The following is a 14122-nucleotide window of genomic DNA, read 5'->3' on the forward strand; positions in this document are numbered from 1 at the left end:
GTGACCATGCGTAAAGACAGACGAAATAAGGATTTAATCATTAAGCAGCATTGGATTGCTGCATCAGAATAGATTTGATTTCGCCCTTGTTTACCGATGGACGGAGCATACCATTGGGTCGCTGAATCAAACCAAATTGATATATTTCCTCGATTGATCAAGGCTTTATTGTAGGTCGACCAATTGGTTGTACGATAGATTTTTGGTGTGAGCTTATTCATTTGAAAATTATATTGTGGAATAAGTCTTTAGAGATACGTTTGTGCAACAAAGCCTCGTAGAACTACAACATGCTATTACTGAACGATTAATGGGGGAATTGGGAGTTGTTAAATGAACATAGATTTACATTTGATTAAATTTAGAGGAGTTAAACCAAATGCCTGAATTCATCGTAACAATTGAAGCCGACTCTGCCCCTCAAATTGTTCTTGGTCAAATTCTACTTGGCGGCACCGTGACAGCTCTTAAACTTGAAAAGCGTAAATTGGTATCCGTTGCCCAACTGGTCGCGAAATACGGATTTTCTGATGAAACCATAAGAACCAAATGTATATCTATCAATCAAGGGAGCAAGGGCAAGCATATGTATGACCCGGATGCTGCTGATGCTCTTCTCAAAAACTCTAACTTTAGACGTGGAGCAAAGCGTAAAAACTAATAAAATGCCCGCTATATGCGGGCTTATTTTTATCCATTAAAAGCAGCAACCAAATCATCTGCGTCTGGGTTGTAATAAGTATTCACCAGAACATCAATTTTTTTGTGGCCAGTAATTTTAGCCAAAACTTCAACTGGTAATTTCCTAACTCGAACCATCCGTGTAATGGCTTCATGCCTTGTATCGTGAAAATGCAGATTATTCAGCCCCACCGTAACTTTTCTTTTTTCCCACATCAAGCGAAAGGCATTCTCTGACTGCGGTATAATTTTACGACCTTCATGCTTAATCAGTTTTAATAACTCTTTTGCCTCTTCTGACAGCGGAACAATCCGTGGATCTCCATTCTTGGTTTTAGGTAAATGAACATACCCCTCAAAAATATCTTTCTTTTGCATTGATAGTATTTCACCACGACGCATTGCTGTTTCAATAGCAAAGAGAAATCCCCAAGCGACATAATGTTGTGGCAATACTGGTTCATCACCCATCTCATAATTTAATACTTTCAGCATGAGTTCAATTTCAGAAGAATGAATACGACGTGCACGTGCTTTAGGTTTTTTTGGCTTTGTTATTTGCATCCATGGGTTTTCATCTAAAAGAAAAAGCTCTTTTTGTGCATAAGTAAACATTGCACTGTAATGTGAAATTTCTTTAAGTACTGTGTTTTCACCAACCTCTTGCAGTCTTTTATTTCGCCAATTAGTTAAATCCTTAGGACTGATGTCATAAATAGATTTTTGTGCCAATGCTCCAAATTTATATTCAAAATTATTGTACTGGCCTTTGATCCAAGCGCGTGATGATTTTGATTCATTCCACTGGCCAACGCTCTGGTAATGTTTATTATTCAAATCTCTAAAAGTAAATTTAGGTTTAAATTCACCATTTTCAATTTTAGTTTGTGCTTTTAATTCTAATAATTTAAGTGCTGCCCATTGTTCACATTCTTTTGCAGTATCGCGAGTACAATAATATCTTTTACTTTGATATGAGACTGTAATTGTATAGGTCTCACCTCTTTTTCGCGGTGCAGGTAATTTCATTTTGTCGCAAATTTGTCGCAGATGGCTTATAAATATTGCCACTTCTAGGCAATTTTGCCAACTCCAGCACATAATAAATATGTCTAATAAGCAAAAAAAAAGACTTATAAGCATTTGATTAGCTTATAAGTCTTTGAAATATATTGGTAGGTATAAGCAGACTCGAACTGCTGACCTCTACGATGTCAACGTAGCGCTCTAACCAACTGAGCTATACACCTAAGTGCTGTGAATCATATTCATTTTTATTTTTTAAGACAAGTGCTTTCTACTCTTTTTTAACGTATCTGCACAAGTTTTAAGCATTCCTCTAAATTGTTTTATTTGCTGATGATTTTGCAGGAATGAATATTGTTGTTGCTGATAATGCTGTGCCGTTTGCGCAAATATTTGTTGTTGTTCAGGCTCTACCCGTTCAGCCAAACGAAGCATCCAGCTATAAAAGGTTTCCGCAGGCTGCTTGCGCAAGCTAAGTTCCAATTGTTTGGAAAATTGTTGAATGGCACGCTCATAGGCAGAAACCGACTGATTATTTCGATAAAAAATCCAGATAAAATAAATCACCACCACCAATAGAATGCTCAATAGCATGATGACGCTGCTGGCATAAGCGCTTTTAATACCTAACTTTGACAACCATCCTTGTTGCTTTTCGGCATCATAGCCGACAACCTTGCTTTGCCATTGATAACTCGCATAATCACTCCAGATTCGCATGTTTTTCATCACTGCAAATTGGCGGTATCTCCACTTTTGCTCTTTATTGCCCAAAATACTGCGATCACTTTCAATATAATTTTGCATTCCGCCATCTATCCGCTGCGGTGCAATAATCGCAGTAGGATCAATTCTTTGCCATTTACCATTTAAGAGTACCTCTGTCCATGCATGCGCATCGAGCTGGCGTACTTCCCAACTGGCACGATCCGGTGCAAGCTGGCCACCCTGATAGCCAATCACAACACGTGCAGGAATACCGACATAACGCATCAGCAAGGCAAAACTCGAGGCATAATGCTCGCAAAAACCACGCCGTGATTGAAACAGGAATTCATCGATCCGGTTTTCTCCCAATAACCCGGGATTCAAGGTATAGGCGAAGTCATGACTCTTATACCACTGCAAAATATTACTTATATAACGTTCGGGTTGCTGTCCACTCTGCCTAAACATCTCTAATGCAAACTGGCGTGATTGCTCATCTAAGCGCTCTGGTATTTTAGTATTGATTTGTTGCAATAACCTTGTTGTGTACAAGGCCTCCTGTTGCGCCTGAGCATTCCCCAGCCACTGCAATGCAATCGGCTGATTCTGCAAAATTTCTCGCACCGGCGTAATACGACCATCCTGTTTTAATTGATAGTTCTGCTGTAATGGCCGTGATTTCTCTAAGCCCATCACCCACATGACATGAGGATCAGCCGCTAAATAATGATAATCAAAACTGTATTTACTTTTCTGAACCTCTTGATTTACGACTGGCTGTTCATTCACAAAACTACTGGTCCAGGTTCTGCCATCATACTGATCTAAAACCATGGCTCGCCAATACAGCTCATTGCGGCTTGGCAATTGCTTCATATTGCCAATAATTCGAAATGCCAGACTGGTCGACTGTGACAGCTCGGCAATATCACCCGGTGACATACTGTCACTCATTCCGGTAACACTTTTTTGTACCGGAACCGGAATCGCCCAAAGCGGCGGCAAACGCGGGAAAAACACAAACAGCAAGATAAAAAAAGGCAAAGCCAGAATCAACAATTTAGCTACATGTTTTGCATCGCTTTGCCATGCGCTGGACTGACTTTGCAGTTGTTTAAATTCATGAGTCTGTAATCGATACAGCCCGATCAGGCAGCTGAGTAAACATAACACCACCATCAGCGCCATCCAGATGGACTGGCTAAACAGGAATGAACTGGCACTGACAAACATGGCAAAATTAAACAGGATAATCACATCACGTTTATTCTTGCTTTCCAAGGCCTTGGCAAATAAGAAAGTCGATAAAATTGCAACGCCCGCGTCTATGCCAATAAAAGTTTGATAGTTAAAATAAATGGTCGCCAAAGCAAAGAAAGTCAGCACAAAAGTCCAAATTCTGGATAAGGCCTTGGACTGATCTTTTAAACTATAAAATAAACATAGGATCATCAGGGCAAAAATAAGGCTCAATAGCAGTGGATTAAAAAGAACCTGTGCCATCAGTATCAAGGACAGGGTCATCAGTATCGAGGTTCTGATTTGTGCATGAATCATGATTTAAGCCTGCGCCAAAAGTTTTTTGGCCTGCAATAACTGATTTTCACCGAGGCCTACAGCCAATTCAGCCTGGGGTAAAAAGACCGCATATGCACACTGTATTTGCTCGCATTGTTCAATTAAGCCCATCATTAGACTTAATTTTTCTTCATGTTGAGTACTTGGCATATTGTTATAATGAATTTCGATATTCAGCTGCTCATTGTGCTGTTCAAATACCTTGATATATAAACCCTGCCCACGTGCTGCCTGTTTCCATGACACAGCTTGCAGGTTATCTCCAGCCTTGAAATTGCGCAGCTCACGAAATTCGTCCATGTCCGGTTCAAAATTTTGTTGATGCTGCTTATTTTCCGCATTGTACAAGGCCGCTTTGGGTGCCACCCATGAATATTCTTTTAAATAAAAATAGGTCCAGGCACGAACCAGTCCAAAGGGATAAACCGAATAGACCTGAAGGGTTGGATAATCAAATTGCCCTCTTTTTTCAGTAAAAAAAGACAAGGTCATATTTTGCTTCAATTCTGAAATAAAGATTTTTTCCAGGTGCTGACTGGTTTTAACCCACAAATAACGCGGCTGCTTTTGTGCTTGCTGAAAATGTAATTGCAAATCCAGTTGCTGTCCTGCCTGCCCGACTTCATTAACAGAAACTTCAACCTTGAGCCCATGCAACTGCTTGAAGGTTAAATAAAAGCTGATACATAAAATGGCACTGACCAGAAAGCAAAAACCCAAAATCAGATTATTGGCATAATTGATCCCGGCAATAAAGGTCAGCAAGATCAACACCAAATATAGATAGCCCTGCTGATAGATAAAAATCAGAATATCTTTTTGCGAGAGCTGTTTGATTTTTTTAAACTGAAAGCGTTTCGCTAACCATTTTTGCCACGGCTGGGTCAAAATTTTAGTCAAGTAAATCACCCTTTAGCTGACATTGACTTGCTGCATCAGCTGCAAGGTTTCTGCTTCGCTTAGGCCAATACGATGCGACACCACAGCAGCAAATACTGCCTGCACATCATCCGGAGTCACATAACTACGCTGCTCGATAAAGGCATGCGCTTGCGCTGCTTTTTTCAAAGCCAGTAATCCACGGGTCGATAAACCATGCGGGCTTTTGCGGGTTTCAGTCGCCAGATCCAGCAAATATTCCAGCACCACATCGGCAATGTAAATCTGCGTCACCAGCTGTTGAATGGCTAAAATTTCCTGTTCATTAAAAACGTGTTGCAATGTGGCAATCAAGGCATAACGGGAATCTTGCTGTAATAACAGTTTTTCTGCTGAACGCGATGGATAACCCAGTGATAAGCGCATCAAAAAACGGTCAAGCTGGGATTCGGGCAAGCTATAAGTACCACTCTGGAACAACGGATTTTGTGTGGCAATCACCCAAAAAGGCTGCGGCAAGTCATAGCGTACCCCATCGACCGTCACCTGCCCTTCTTCCATCGCTTCCAGCAAAGCACTTTGAGTTTTGGGACTGCAGCGGTTAATTTCATCGGCCAACAAGATTTGGGTAAAAATGGGTCCGCGCTTAAACTCAAACTGATGTTCTTTTTGATTAAACATATTCACCCCAATCACATCACTGGCCAGCATGTCATTGGTAAACTGAATACGCTGAAACTTCAATCCGGCAATATGCGACAAGGCACTGGATAATGTGGTTTTACCCAGTCCGGGTAAATCTTCAAACAGCACATGTCCACCGGCCAGCAAACAGCTTAAAGCCAGTTTGGTTTGCTGTTGCTTATCCAGAATAATATTATTGATTTGGGCCTGAAATGCCTGAATTTTTGCAGCATAAGATTCCACCTGAAAATTCAGCTCTTGCTGCGCTGGCGTGAGTTCCTGTTTTTGAACTTTATTCGTACCCCAAATCACACTCTTTCCTCAATAAAAAACGGTGCATGATTAACATACACCGTTTTGTAGTTTTTCCAAACAAATCAAAAGATTTCTGACAAATGATTCATCACGTTAGCAAGGGCATTTTTTCATTCCGCCCGCTGCACTTGGATAACGTACATCCACGCAGTGACGGTAAAATGTTTTGGCATCCATTGCGACCAAGTCCGGATGATTCTTTTGCATATGCTCCAGATAAGTCTGATAATCCGGCACACCGACCATCAGGCGAAAGCTTTGCTGTAAACGTTGCCAAATGATCTGAATGGTTTTAATCCCATTCAGCATCAAAAACTTTTTAGGCTGCGCCAGCACAGTGAATTTAATGATTTTACCCACGGCCAGTTTCTGGCGAATTTGATCTTTTAAACTCATTTCACCTCTCCTGCCACTTCATTTGAGCTAATCTCATCACTGTAAATAGCTTCTGACTCATGCACGCTTGGATTAGGATCTGCCAATGCACGACGAATCACACCAATGGCAGCAAACACCATCACAATCGCCACAATCATAAAGAAACCGCAAAGTACAGCATTGATTTGATTGGAGAATACAATCGTTTGCATTTCAGCAATGTCTTTGGCTGGTTTTAAAATTTCATTACGTGCAATTGCATCAGAGAATCGGTTGGCTTGTGCCAGGAAACCGATTTTTGGATTTTCATGGAAGATTTTTTGCCAACCTGCCGTCATACAGGTAATAAACAAGAAAATGGTTGGAAAAATAGTGATCCAAACATATTTCTCTTTCTTCATTTTGAACAAGATCACAGTACCCAAAATCAGGGCCATTGCAGCAAGCATTTGGTTACCAATACCAAATAAAGGCCATAGGCTATTGATACCGCCAAGTGGGTCAATCACACCTTGATAAACAAAGAACCCCCAACCTGCAACAGCTACGGCGGTTCCAAACAGATTACCAAAGAAATTGTGCGATTGTTTCAACGCAGGGATCACAATACCCACCGTATCCTGAACCATGAAACGGCAAGCACGAGTACCCGCATCTACCGCAGTTAAAATGAATAAGGCTTCAAACAGAATTGCGAAGTGATACCAGAATGCCATCATGGAACGGTTGTTAAAAATTTCCGTAATAATGTGCGCCATACCAATCGCAAATGTTGGCGCACCACCGGTACGCGAAAGAATCGAGCTTTCACCCACTTCCTGAGCAAGTAAAGTCAATGCTTCAGGGGTCACCACAAAGCCCAAAGTACGCACCGCTTCAGCAGCACTTTCAACCGTGGTGCCTAATACGGCAGCAGGTGCATTAATTGCGAAATAGACTCCCGGCTCAAGAATGGTGGCACAAATCATCGCCATGACAGCAACGAAAGACTCCATCAACATACCGCCGTAACCAATGACACGAATATCGACTTCATTTTCAATGAGTTTTGGTGTAGTGCCTGAAGATACTAAAGCATGGAAGCCTGAAATAGCACCGCAGGCAATGGTAATGAACAAGAATGGGAACATAGAACCTGCAAATACAGGACCCGTACCATCAATGAAATGCGTTACCGCAGGCATTTTCATTTCAGGTAATGCCACCATGATACCGACTGCAAGACCGGCAATCACACCAATCTTCAAGAAAGTAGAAAGATAGTCGCGTGGCGCAAGCAGCAACCAGACCGGCAAGACTGAAGCAACGAAACCGTAAACAATTAAGCACCAGGTCAATTGCGTGCCTGAAAGGGTAAACAATGGTCCCCAGTAAGGATCAGCTGCGACATTTCCACCGTACACAATCGCCATCATCATCAGTACAAAACCGATAATTGAAACTTCGGCAATTTTACCTGGACGGATATAACGCATATATACGCCCATAAATAATGCAATTGGAATGGTTGCTGAAATACTGAACACGCCCCATGGACTATTGGTTAAGGCTTTTACCACCACCAATGCCAATACCGCCAGAATGATCACCATAACACCAAGCGCACCCAGCATCACGATCACACCAGCAAAGGAACCTAGCTCCTGCTTTGCCATTTCCCCCAGTGATCGTCCATCACGGCGGGTCGAAATAAACAATACTAAAAAGTCTTGTACAGCACCTGCAAGAACCACACCCACCAACAACCAGATGGTGCCAGGCAGATAACCCATTTGCGCGGCAAGAATTGGCCCCACTAAAGGCCCGGCACCTGCAATGGCTGCAAAGTGGTGACCAAACAGGACATATTTATTAGTGGGAACATAATCCAGACCATCGGCTAAACGATGCGCTGGAGTTAATCGTCGTGCATTGAGTTCAAAAACTTTATTGGCAATAAATAAACTGTAGAAGCGATAAGCAATGCTATAGACACAGATGGCAGCCAGAACGAGCCAGACTGCATTAACATGTTCTCCTCTGCTGATTGCGAGTATCCCGAATGATACCGCGCCTAAAATCGCGACTAGAAGCCACACTATTTTTGAAGTTAGGGTTAACTTCGGTTGAATTGTTTCCATGTAAAGCCCTCATATCTAATGCATAAATCAGCGTTCATTTTTATTGTTCGGTATAATTGCTGTTTCTTGCTTTGCGACTGTACTCCTCATCTTTTACTTTTCATGTAATACTTTGGCATAAAAAAAGGGATGATTTTCATCATCCCTTTCGATAATAGTCTATTTTAAAACCATTATGCACGTTCTAAATAGTCACCAGTACGAGTGTCTACACGAACGCTTTCTTCTTGCTGCACGAATAATGGTACACGTACAACCGCACCAGTTTCGAGTTTAGCCGGTTTACCGCCGCCGCCAGAAGTATCACCACGTACACCTGGATCAGTTTCAACGATTTTCAATACCACGAAGTTTGGCGCACTTACTGACAATGGCACGCCATTGAACAACATAATTGTGCAAAGTTCGTTAGAATCGTCTTTTAACCATTTTGCAGCATCACCCATTGCAGTTTTATCTGCAGTGATCTGTTCAAAAGTTTCAGGATCCATGAAGTTCCACATTTCACCATCGTTATATAAGTAGTTCATTTCTACTTCTACGATGTCGGCACCTTCAAGTGTTTCATTCGATTTGAATGTCTTTTCTAAAACTTTACCCGTTTTAAGATTACGAAGTTTTACACGGTTGAATGCTTGACCCTTACCAGGTTTTACATATTCATTTTCCATGATTGAACATGGGTTGCCGTCAAGCATTACTTTAAGACCTTGCTTAAAGTCATTTGTAGAATAATTGGCCATGAAAGGCTCACTCCAAACTTACTAACTTAAATCTATTAATGCTAGACTAGCATTATTTTTAACACGTGGCATGATAAACTATTTGTATCAAGAGCAAAACTGGCAATCTCAACTGAGTGACCTAATTACAGATCCTTTAGAGTTGCTTGATGCGCTTCAGCTCTCGCCTGATCAATTATTATCAGGGGCTATCCTGGCTTCTGAACAGTTTAAATTACGTGTTCCGCGTGCATTCGTCGGAAAAATGAGCATTGGTAACCCGCTTGATCCCCTACTATTACAAGTATTACCCCATCATCTGGAACTTGAAGATCATCCTGGTTTTGTAACTGATCCTTTAGGGGAAGAACAGGCCAATCAACAACCTGGTGTATTACATAAATACAAATCGCGCTTTTTACTCACTTTAACGGGTGCTTGCGCCGTTCACTGTCGCTATTGTTTCCGCCGTCATTTTCCCTATCAAGAAAACCTGCCTAAAAACGAAGACTGGTTAAATATTAAGCAATATATTCAAAAACAACCAGATATAAACGAAGTGATTTTGAGCGGTGGTGATCCACTTACTTTGTCTAACCGGAAACTTGCGCTGTGGATTGAACGTCTTGAGTCAGTGCCGCAAATTAAATTTTTGAGAATTCATTCACGGGTTCCTATCGTAATCCCCAACCGTGTCGATGAAGAGCTAATTTCCCTATTAAAAAACAGTAGGCTGCGCATTATTCTAGTGGTACACTCAAATCATGCTGCTGAGCTTGATGATTTTACTTGCGCCAAACTTTCCATATTGGTTCAACATCAAATTACCGTGCTCAATCAAGCGGTTTTATTAAATGGGGTTAATAATTCTGCGCAGGTTTTAGTGGATTTAAGTTACCGTCTGTTTGAGGCGGGTGTGATGCCATACTATTTACATGTATTAGATAAAGTAAAAGGTGCCCATCATTTTGACTTAAATCCTGAAGAAATTAATCGTATATATGAAGAGGTTTTAGAGAACCTGCCAGGATATTTGGTTCCTAAACTCGTTAGGGAAATCGCGGGCGAAAAAAATAAAACACCGCTTTTTGGAGTTTCAACTTTTTGAGTTAATAATAACGATGCTTATGAGTAATTCAGATATCTTCCAAACACCAACAGAGTTAAAGTTGGAAAAATTAAGCTTCTGCCCAACCAATGCCAAGGGGTTGCAAGACTGGGTATCCAATTTATCCATTCTTCAATTGGGGAATTCTTCCAAAGAACTTTTCAATGCCTTGCTGGAAATATCAGAACTTAAATGTCCTGAAATGTTGCGTTTTGACTTGATTCAAATCCTGCATCCCACCATTGATAATGTTTTAGGCAGCCTGGAAAAGCATTTTTTCAATCAGGGACTCATTACCAACGATCGTAGTGACCAGATCATTGAACTTGCGATCCTGCTACGCAGTCATTTTGCCAAAATTTATATCGATATTTCAAAACGCTGCAATACACAGCTCAGCATACAAAAGTTTTCTATCTTTGCATTCAATCAAAAGAAAAGTTTGCAAACCGCCAGAATCGTTTCTACGTATTATGCCTTGCAGCAACTGTCTTTATTGCTCTATCAACAACACCTGTTATACAGCACGCCTTTATTTGGACAATGGTTAATTGCACATCAACTGATTGAATGTGCAATGAAAAATAATTTTCATCAAACCAATATTAACCAGATACTGGATACGCAACATCCTTTACAGACCATTACTCAGGCTTATTCACAACTGGTATTGCTGGAAATTCTGAATACCCATCAAATCCGGCCTTCGGAAATGCAGGGCTTATATTTATGCAGTTTTGACTGGGCAAAACTGGTGCATGTGTTACCTAAAGAAACTACGCTTTCTCGTTATATTGTTGATACCAATAAAGACTACCCGCCGGTTTTTAATACCAATCAATCCAGTCTTTATAAACCGACCATCTACATTTCAACACAAAATTTATTAGATCACCTTTCCGAAACTCAAACCAAAAAGTCAGGTTATCTATCGCGTAATGAAAAGCTATTCTTAACACCGGCACTGCATTTTCATATTCACAACCTGCTTACGACCAATACTGAGCGTCGTCATGAACGTTATGAATATTCGGCACAGTTACAAATCTGTTTTAGTCTTTCAGTGGCACATTTCTATCTGTCTAAAGGTAAAAACTTTCATGAGACTCTAGAGCTAGATACCAATTATCAGTTCCACAATGAAAGTAGCTTTATCAATTCGATGAATTCGAATATTCCTGCTGAAATCACCACAGCAAAAACTTTAGACCGAGAAGCCAAACAAATTTATCCAGCAGAAGTTCTGGACATCAGTGTGAATGGTTACAGAATTAAATGGAATGGCGCTGCGCCTGCGAATTTAAAAACTGGCGAATTTATTTTAATTCAGGAAAACACCCATAGTCCGTGGCGTGGTGGTGTAGTCCGCTGGATCAAGCAGTCAACTGCCAAGAGCCTGGAACTGGGACTAGAAGTACTGGCACAAGATTTATTCCCTTGTGCTGTTATGGTCAAAACAGATCGTCATAGCAATAATTACCAACCAGCCCTGATTGTTCAGTCCACCCAACTTGATGATGTATCAACCAGCCTGGTGGTGTCTGGTTCACACATGTTTAGAGAAAAACAAACGATTCATCTACGTTTAGGACAAGAAGAAATAAAAATTTATTTAACTAAAGCTCAAATCATTACACAAAGTTTTATTCGTTTTGAATTCGAGTTGCTGAATGAGCAACAAGAAATTCTGATTAAAAACTTTATTAATAAGCAAACGAATGAAATTAAGAATCACGATTTATGGGAAGCATTGAAGTGAGAAATCCATTATTGTCTAAAAAGTTAAAACGTACTGAAACACGTTTACTCATTATCGATGATAATCAAATACGTTTTAATCAAATCCGTGATCTTTTAACATCCAGTGAACATGTGGTACATGCAACTTTGCTTGATGATTTACAAAATTTCGAAAAACAATTACACCATACCTGGGATCTGGTTATTTTTGGCCGTGCTTACGACTTAAAATATGAACAGGCTTTGAGCCTGATTCGCTTATCAAATCAACCCAACTTGCCTATGATCCTGCTCAAACCTGATGATTATCAGGCCGATCAATACGCAGGCTACATTCGTAAAGGGATCTATGACATTCTTAATCTGGATTATCCAGATCGTTTTTACCTTGGTCTTTTACGTGCACTTTCATTAAGTCGTTTAGTCCTAACTCAACAACATCTCATGGAAGAGCTAGAAACGGCTCAAACCCATGCCCAGTCTTTGGTACAAGAAAGCAACAAGGCCTTTGCCCTGATCCAGGAAGGTATTCATGTTCAGGCAAACCCTGAATATTTAGCACTTTTTGGCCTCAAAGATGAAGATGAAATTGTGGGCCTCCCCTTACTGGATCTGCTTCAGCCTAAAGATTTAAATGAGTTTAAACTGCGCTTTAAAAAAATTTCCCAAGGTCAGTTTGATTTAGGGCGTTTTGAAATCAATAGCCTGAATAATCAGGTATCTATTCCAAATCCGCTGAAAATTGAGTTTTTACCCTCTACAGATGAAGAAGATGCTTTACAAATTACCATTGATACTGAATCTTCACCATCAGCTCAGGCCACATCAGCAACAGCCGATGCACAAAAGCCTCATACTTATCAGTTGATTAATCGCACAATTAATCAACAACCTTCTGACATTAATGCACTGGTTCTGTTCTCTTTGACCTCCTGCCCTGACAGCATTTTTGAAGGTGAATGGGATACTTTTAAAAATTATTTCAGCACGGTTAAAGAATTTTTAAAAGAACAAACCCATGTGCCTTTATTTGAAATGAGTTCAGGGATTTATGTCGGTCTGTTCCAAGCTGAGTCCAAAGCCAAGTTAGAGTCTAAACTTATAGGTTTAAGCTCGTTAAAAAAACCGCAATTATTGTCAATCAATCAAACCTCTTATCCGCTTAATCTGAGAATTGGTTATACATTGTTAGGTTCTGAAATACGCGATGAAAAACATTTTGAACAATTTATAGCTTCAGCTTATAAAACTGCCTTACCGGAAAATCAACCCACTCCATCACTTGTATTGGATGCACCATTAGACATTCCAACCATTGAACTTCAGCACCCAGAAATTAAGGCGGCCCCTAGTTCACCTGAAGCAACCCTACTCAGAGCCTTACAACAAAGTTTGGATCGCGGTGAAATCCACCTTAAATATCAGCAACTTTATGACAAACAAGACACCAATTTATATACTTATGAAGTGACCAGCGGCTTTATTTACGAAAATGCCTGGAAAGATTTAGCCGGTTTAAGAGAACTCGCAGAAGATCCTGAATTATCCATTAAACTGGATCGCTGGATATTAGTGGAATCATGTAAACAATTGCATAATTTTATTACTCAATATCCTGAAGCAAAATTGATCGTGAATTTAAATAAAGCAGTGCTCTTACACGACCGAACCTTCCCTGAATTTATTTCGAAACTCATTACTATTGTTCGCAGTAAATTGAAGCATCCGTTAATTTTACAATTCTCGGAAGAAGATATTAGCCAAAATATTTCAGATGTCCAAAAGCATATTGCCCAATTGCGCCAATTTGGTGCTGAGGTCTCCCTTAGAGACTTTGGCAATACCATTTATAGTGAGTCGATGTTACGTCAACTTGATGTGAATTGTTTAACTCTACATCAGAATTTGACCAAAATGTTGCAGACAGAAAAAACTATGCAGGAATTACAGGAAAAGTTGAGTTCTTTCCAGGAAATCAAACCTGGCGAAATCATGCTACGTGACCTCAATGATATGACTTTGTTTGCAAATGCATGGAATGTGGATGCACGTTTTATTCAGGGTGATTATTTCCAGAAAAAACTGGATCATTTGATTGATGTACAAGACCAATAGGTCTTGTACAAGGTCTGTCATAGCATCATGGATGAAATGCCAGACATAAAAAAACGGGCAAGAAGCCC

General features: G+C 40.3%; 12 protein-coding genes and 1 tRNA gene. 4 read left to right on the forward strand and 9 right to left on the reverse strand.

Going from position 1 to position 14122, the window contains the following annotated elements; all coding sequences use genetic code 11:
* A partial coding sequence (locus B9T29_RS08450) for a transposase (RefSeq protein ID WP_171264012.1) occupies positions 1–221 on the reverse strand: 221 nt, incomplete at its 3' end.
* A 158-nt stretch (positions 222–379) separates the two neighbouring features.
* Between B9T29_RS08450 and B9T29_RS08455 the strand changes: the two genes are divergently transcribed.
* Positions 380–661: a DNA-binding protein gene (locus B9T29_RS08455; protein ID WP_086175496.1), complete on the forward strand. Its 282-nt coding sequence runs from the start codon at positions 380–382 to the stop codon at positions 659–661.
* A 29-nt stretch (positions 662–690) separates the two neighbouring features.
* Here the strand turns inward: B9T29_RS08455 and B9T29_RS08460 are convergent, their stop codons facing one another.
* The 8 genes from B9T29_RS08460 to efp form a co-directional block, all read right to left on the reverse strand.
* The gene (locus B9T29_RS08460) at positions 691–1710 is read right to left on the reverse strand and encodes a tyrosine-type recombinase/integrase (protein WP_086175497.1); all 1020 of its coding nucleotides are present in this window, start codon (positions 1708–1710) and stop codon (positions 691–693) included.
* A gap of 144 nt (positions 1711–1854) precedes the next feature.
* Positions 1855–1931: transfer RNA gene (locus tag B9T29_RS08465), tRNA-Val, on the reverse strand.
* A 31-nt stretch (positions 1932–1962) separates the two neighbouring features.
* Positions 1963–3972 carry a transglutaminaseTgpA domain-containing protein gene (locus B9T29_RS08470; RefSeq protein WP_086175498.1) on the reverse strand — a complete coding sequence of 670 codons (2010 nt, stop codon included), beginning with the start codon at positions 3970–3972 and terminating at the stop codon, positions 1963–1965.
* A 3-nt stretch (positions 3973–3975) separates the two neighbouring features.
* Entirely contained in the window at positions 3976–4884 is a 909-nt protein-coding gene (locus B9T29_RS08475) for a DUF58 domain-containing protein (protein WP_416202482.1), read from the reverse strand.
* 21 nt (positions 4885–4905) lie between these two features.
* Positions 4906–5811 (reverse strand): AAA family ATPase, encoded by a 906-nt coding sequence (locus tag B9T29_RS08480; protein WP_228146586.1) that lies wholly within the window; start codon positions 5809–5811, stop codon positions 4906–4908.
* Positions 5812–5964: 153 nt separating this feature from the next.
* A complete protein-coding gene (locus B9T29_RS08485; protein WP_143223877.1) occupies positions 5965–6267 on the reverse strand; it encodes a YbdD/YjiX family protein in 303 nt (100 codons plus the stop codon).
* A complete protein-coding gene (locus B9T29_RS08490; protein WP_086175499.1) occupies positions 6264–8369 on the reverse strand; it encodes a carbon starvation CstA family protein in 2106 nt (701 codons plus the stop codon). The genes B9T29_RS08485 and B9T29_RS08490 overlap by 4 nt, the downstream gene beginning before the upstream one ends.
* 173 nt (positions 8370–8542) lie before the next feature.
* Positions 8543–9112 carry an elongation factor P gene (gene efp / locus B9T29_RS08495; RefSeq protein WP_086175500.1) on the reverse strand — a complete coding sequence of 190 codons (570 nt, stop codon included), beginning with the start codon at positions 9110–9112 and terminating at the stop codon, positions 8543–8545.
* A gap of 70 nt (positions 9113–9182) precedes the next feature.
* Between efp and epmB the strand changes: the two genes are divergently transcribed.
* Genes epmB through B9T29_RS08510 form a run of 3 tightly spaced genes read left to right on the forward strand, consistent with a single transcriptional unit; the run spans position 9183 to position 14054 of the window.
* The gene (gene epmB / locus B9T29_RS08500) at positions 9183–10199 is read left to right on the forward strand and encodes an EF-P beta-lysylation protein EpmB (protein ID WP_086175501.1); all 1017 of its coding nucleotides are present in this window, start codon (positions 9183–9185) and stop codon (positions 10197–10199) included.
* 13 nt (positions 10200–10212) lie between these two features.
* Positions 10213–11958: a GTPase gene (locus B9T29_RS08505; protein ID WP_086175502.1), complete on the forward strand. Its 1746-nt coding sequence runs from the start codon at positions 10213–10215 to the stop codon at positions 11956–11958.
* Positions 11940–14054 carry an EAL domain-containing protein gene (locus B9T29_RS08510; protein ID WP_086175503.1) on the forward strand — a complete coding sequence of 705 codons (2115 nt, stop codon included), beginning with the start codon at positions 11940–11942 and terminating at the stop codon, positions 14052–14054. The genes B9T29_RS08505 and B9T29_RS08510 overlap by 19 nt, the downstream gene beginning before the upstream one ends.
* The last annotated feature ends 68 nt before the right edge of the window (positions 14055–14122 follow it).

The sequence above is a fragment of the Acinetobacter sp. ANC 3903 genome (genome assembly GCF_002135315.1).
GTDB lineage: Bacteria > Pseudomonadota > Gammaproteobacteria > Pseudomonadales > Moraxellaceae > Acinetobacter.

Bases quoted from the DNA above. Each gene is read 5' to 3' on its own strand.
- B9T29_RS08455 (WP_086175496.1), top strand. From the start codon at position 380: ATGCCTGAATTCATCGTAACAATTGAAGCCGACTCTGCCCCTCAAATT.
- B9T29_RS08460 (WP_086175497.1), bottom strand. From the start codon at position 1,710: ATGAAATTACCTGCACCGCGAAAAAGAGGTGAGACCTATACAATTACA.
- B9T29_RS08470 (WP_086175498.1), bottom strand. From the start codon at position 3,972: ATGATTCATGCACAAATCAGAACCTCGATACTGATGACCCTGTCCTTG.
- B9T29_RS08485 (WP_143223877.1), bottom strand. From the start codon at position 6,267: ATGAGTTTAAAAGATCAAATTCGCCAGAAACTGGCCGTGGGTAAAATC.
- B9T29_RS08490 (WP_086175499.1), bottom strand. From the start codon at position 8,369: ATGGAAACAATTCAACCGAAGTTAACCCTAACTTCAAAAATAGTGTGG.
- efp (WP_086175500.1), bottom strand. From the start codon at position 9,112: ATGGCCAATTATTCTACAAATGACTTTAAGCAAGGTCTTAAAGTAATG.
- epmB (WP_086175501.1), top strand. From the start codon at position 9,183: ATGATAAACTATTTGTATCAAGAGCAAAACTGGCAATCTCAACTGAGT.
- B9T29_RS08505 (WP_086175502.1), top strand. From the start codon at position 10,213: ATGCTTATGAGTAATTCAGATATCTTCCAAACACCAACAGAGTTAAAG.
- B9T29_RS08510 (WP_086175503.1), top strand. From the start codon at position 11,940: ATGGGAAGCATTGAAGTGAGAAATCCATTATTGTCTAAAAAGTTAAAA.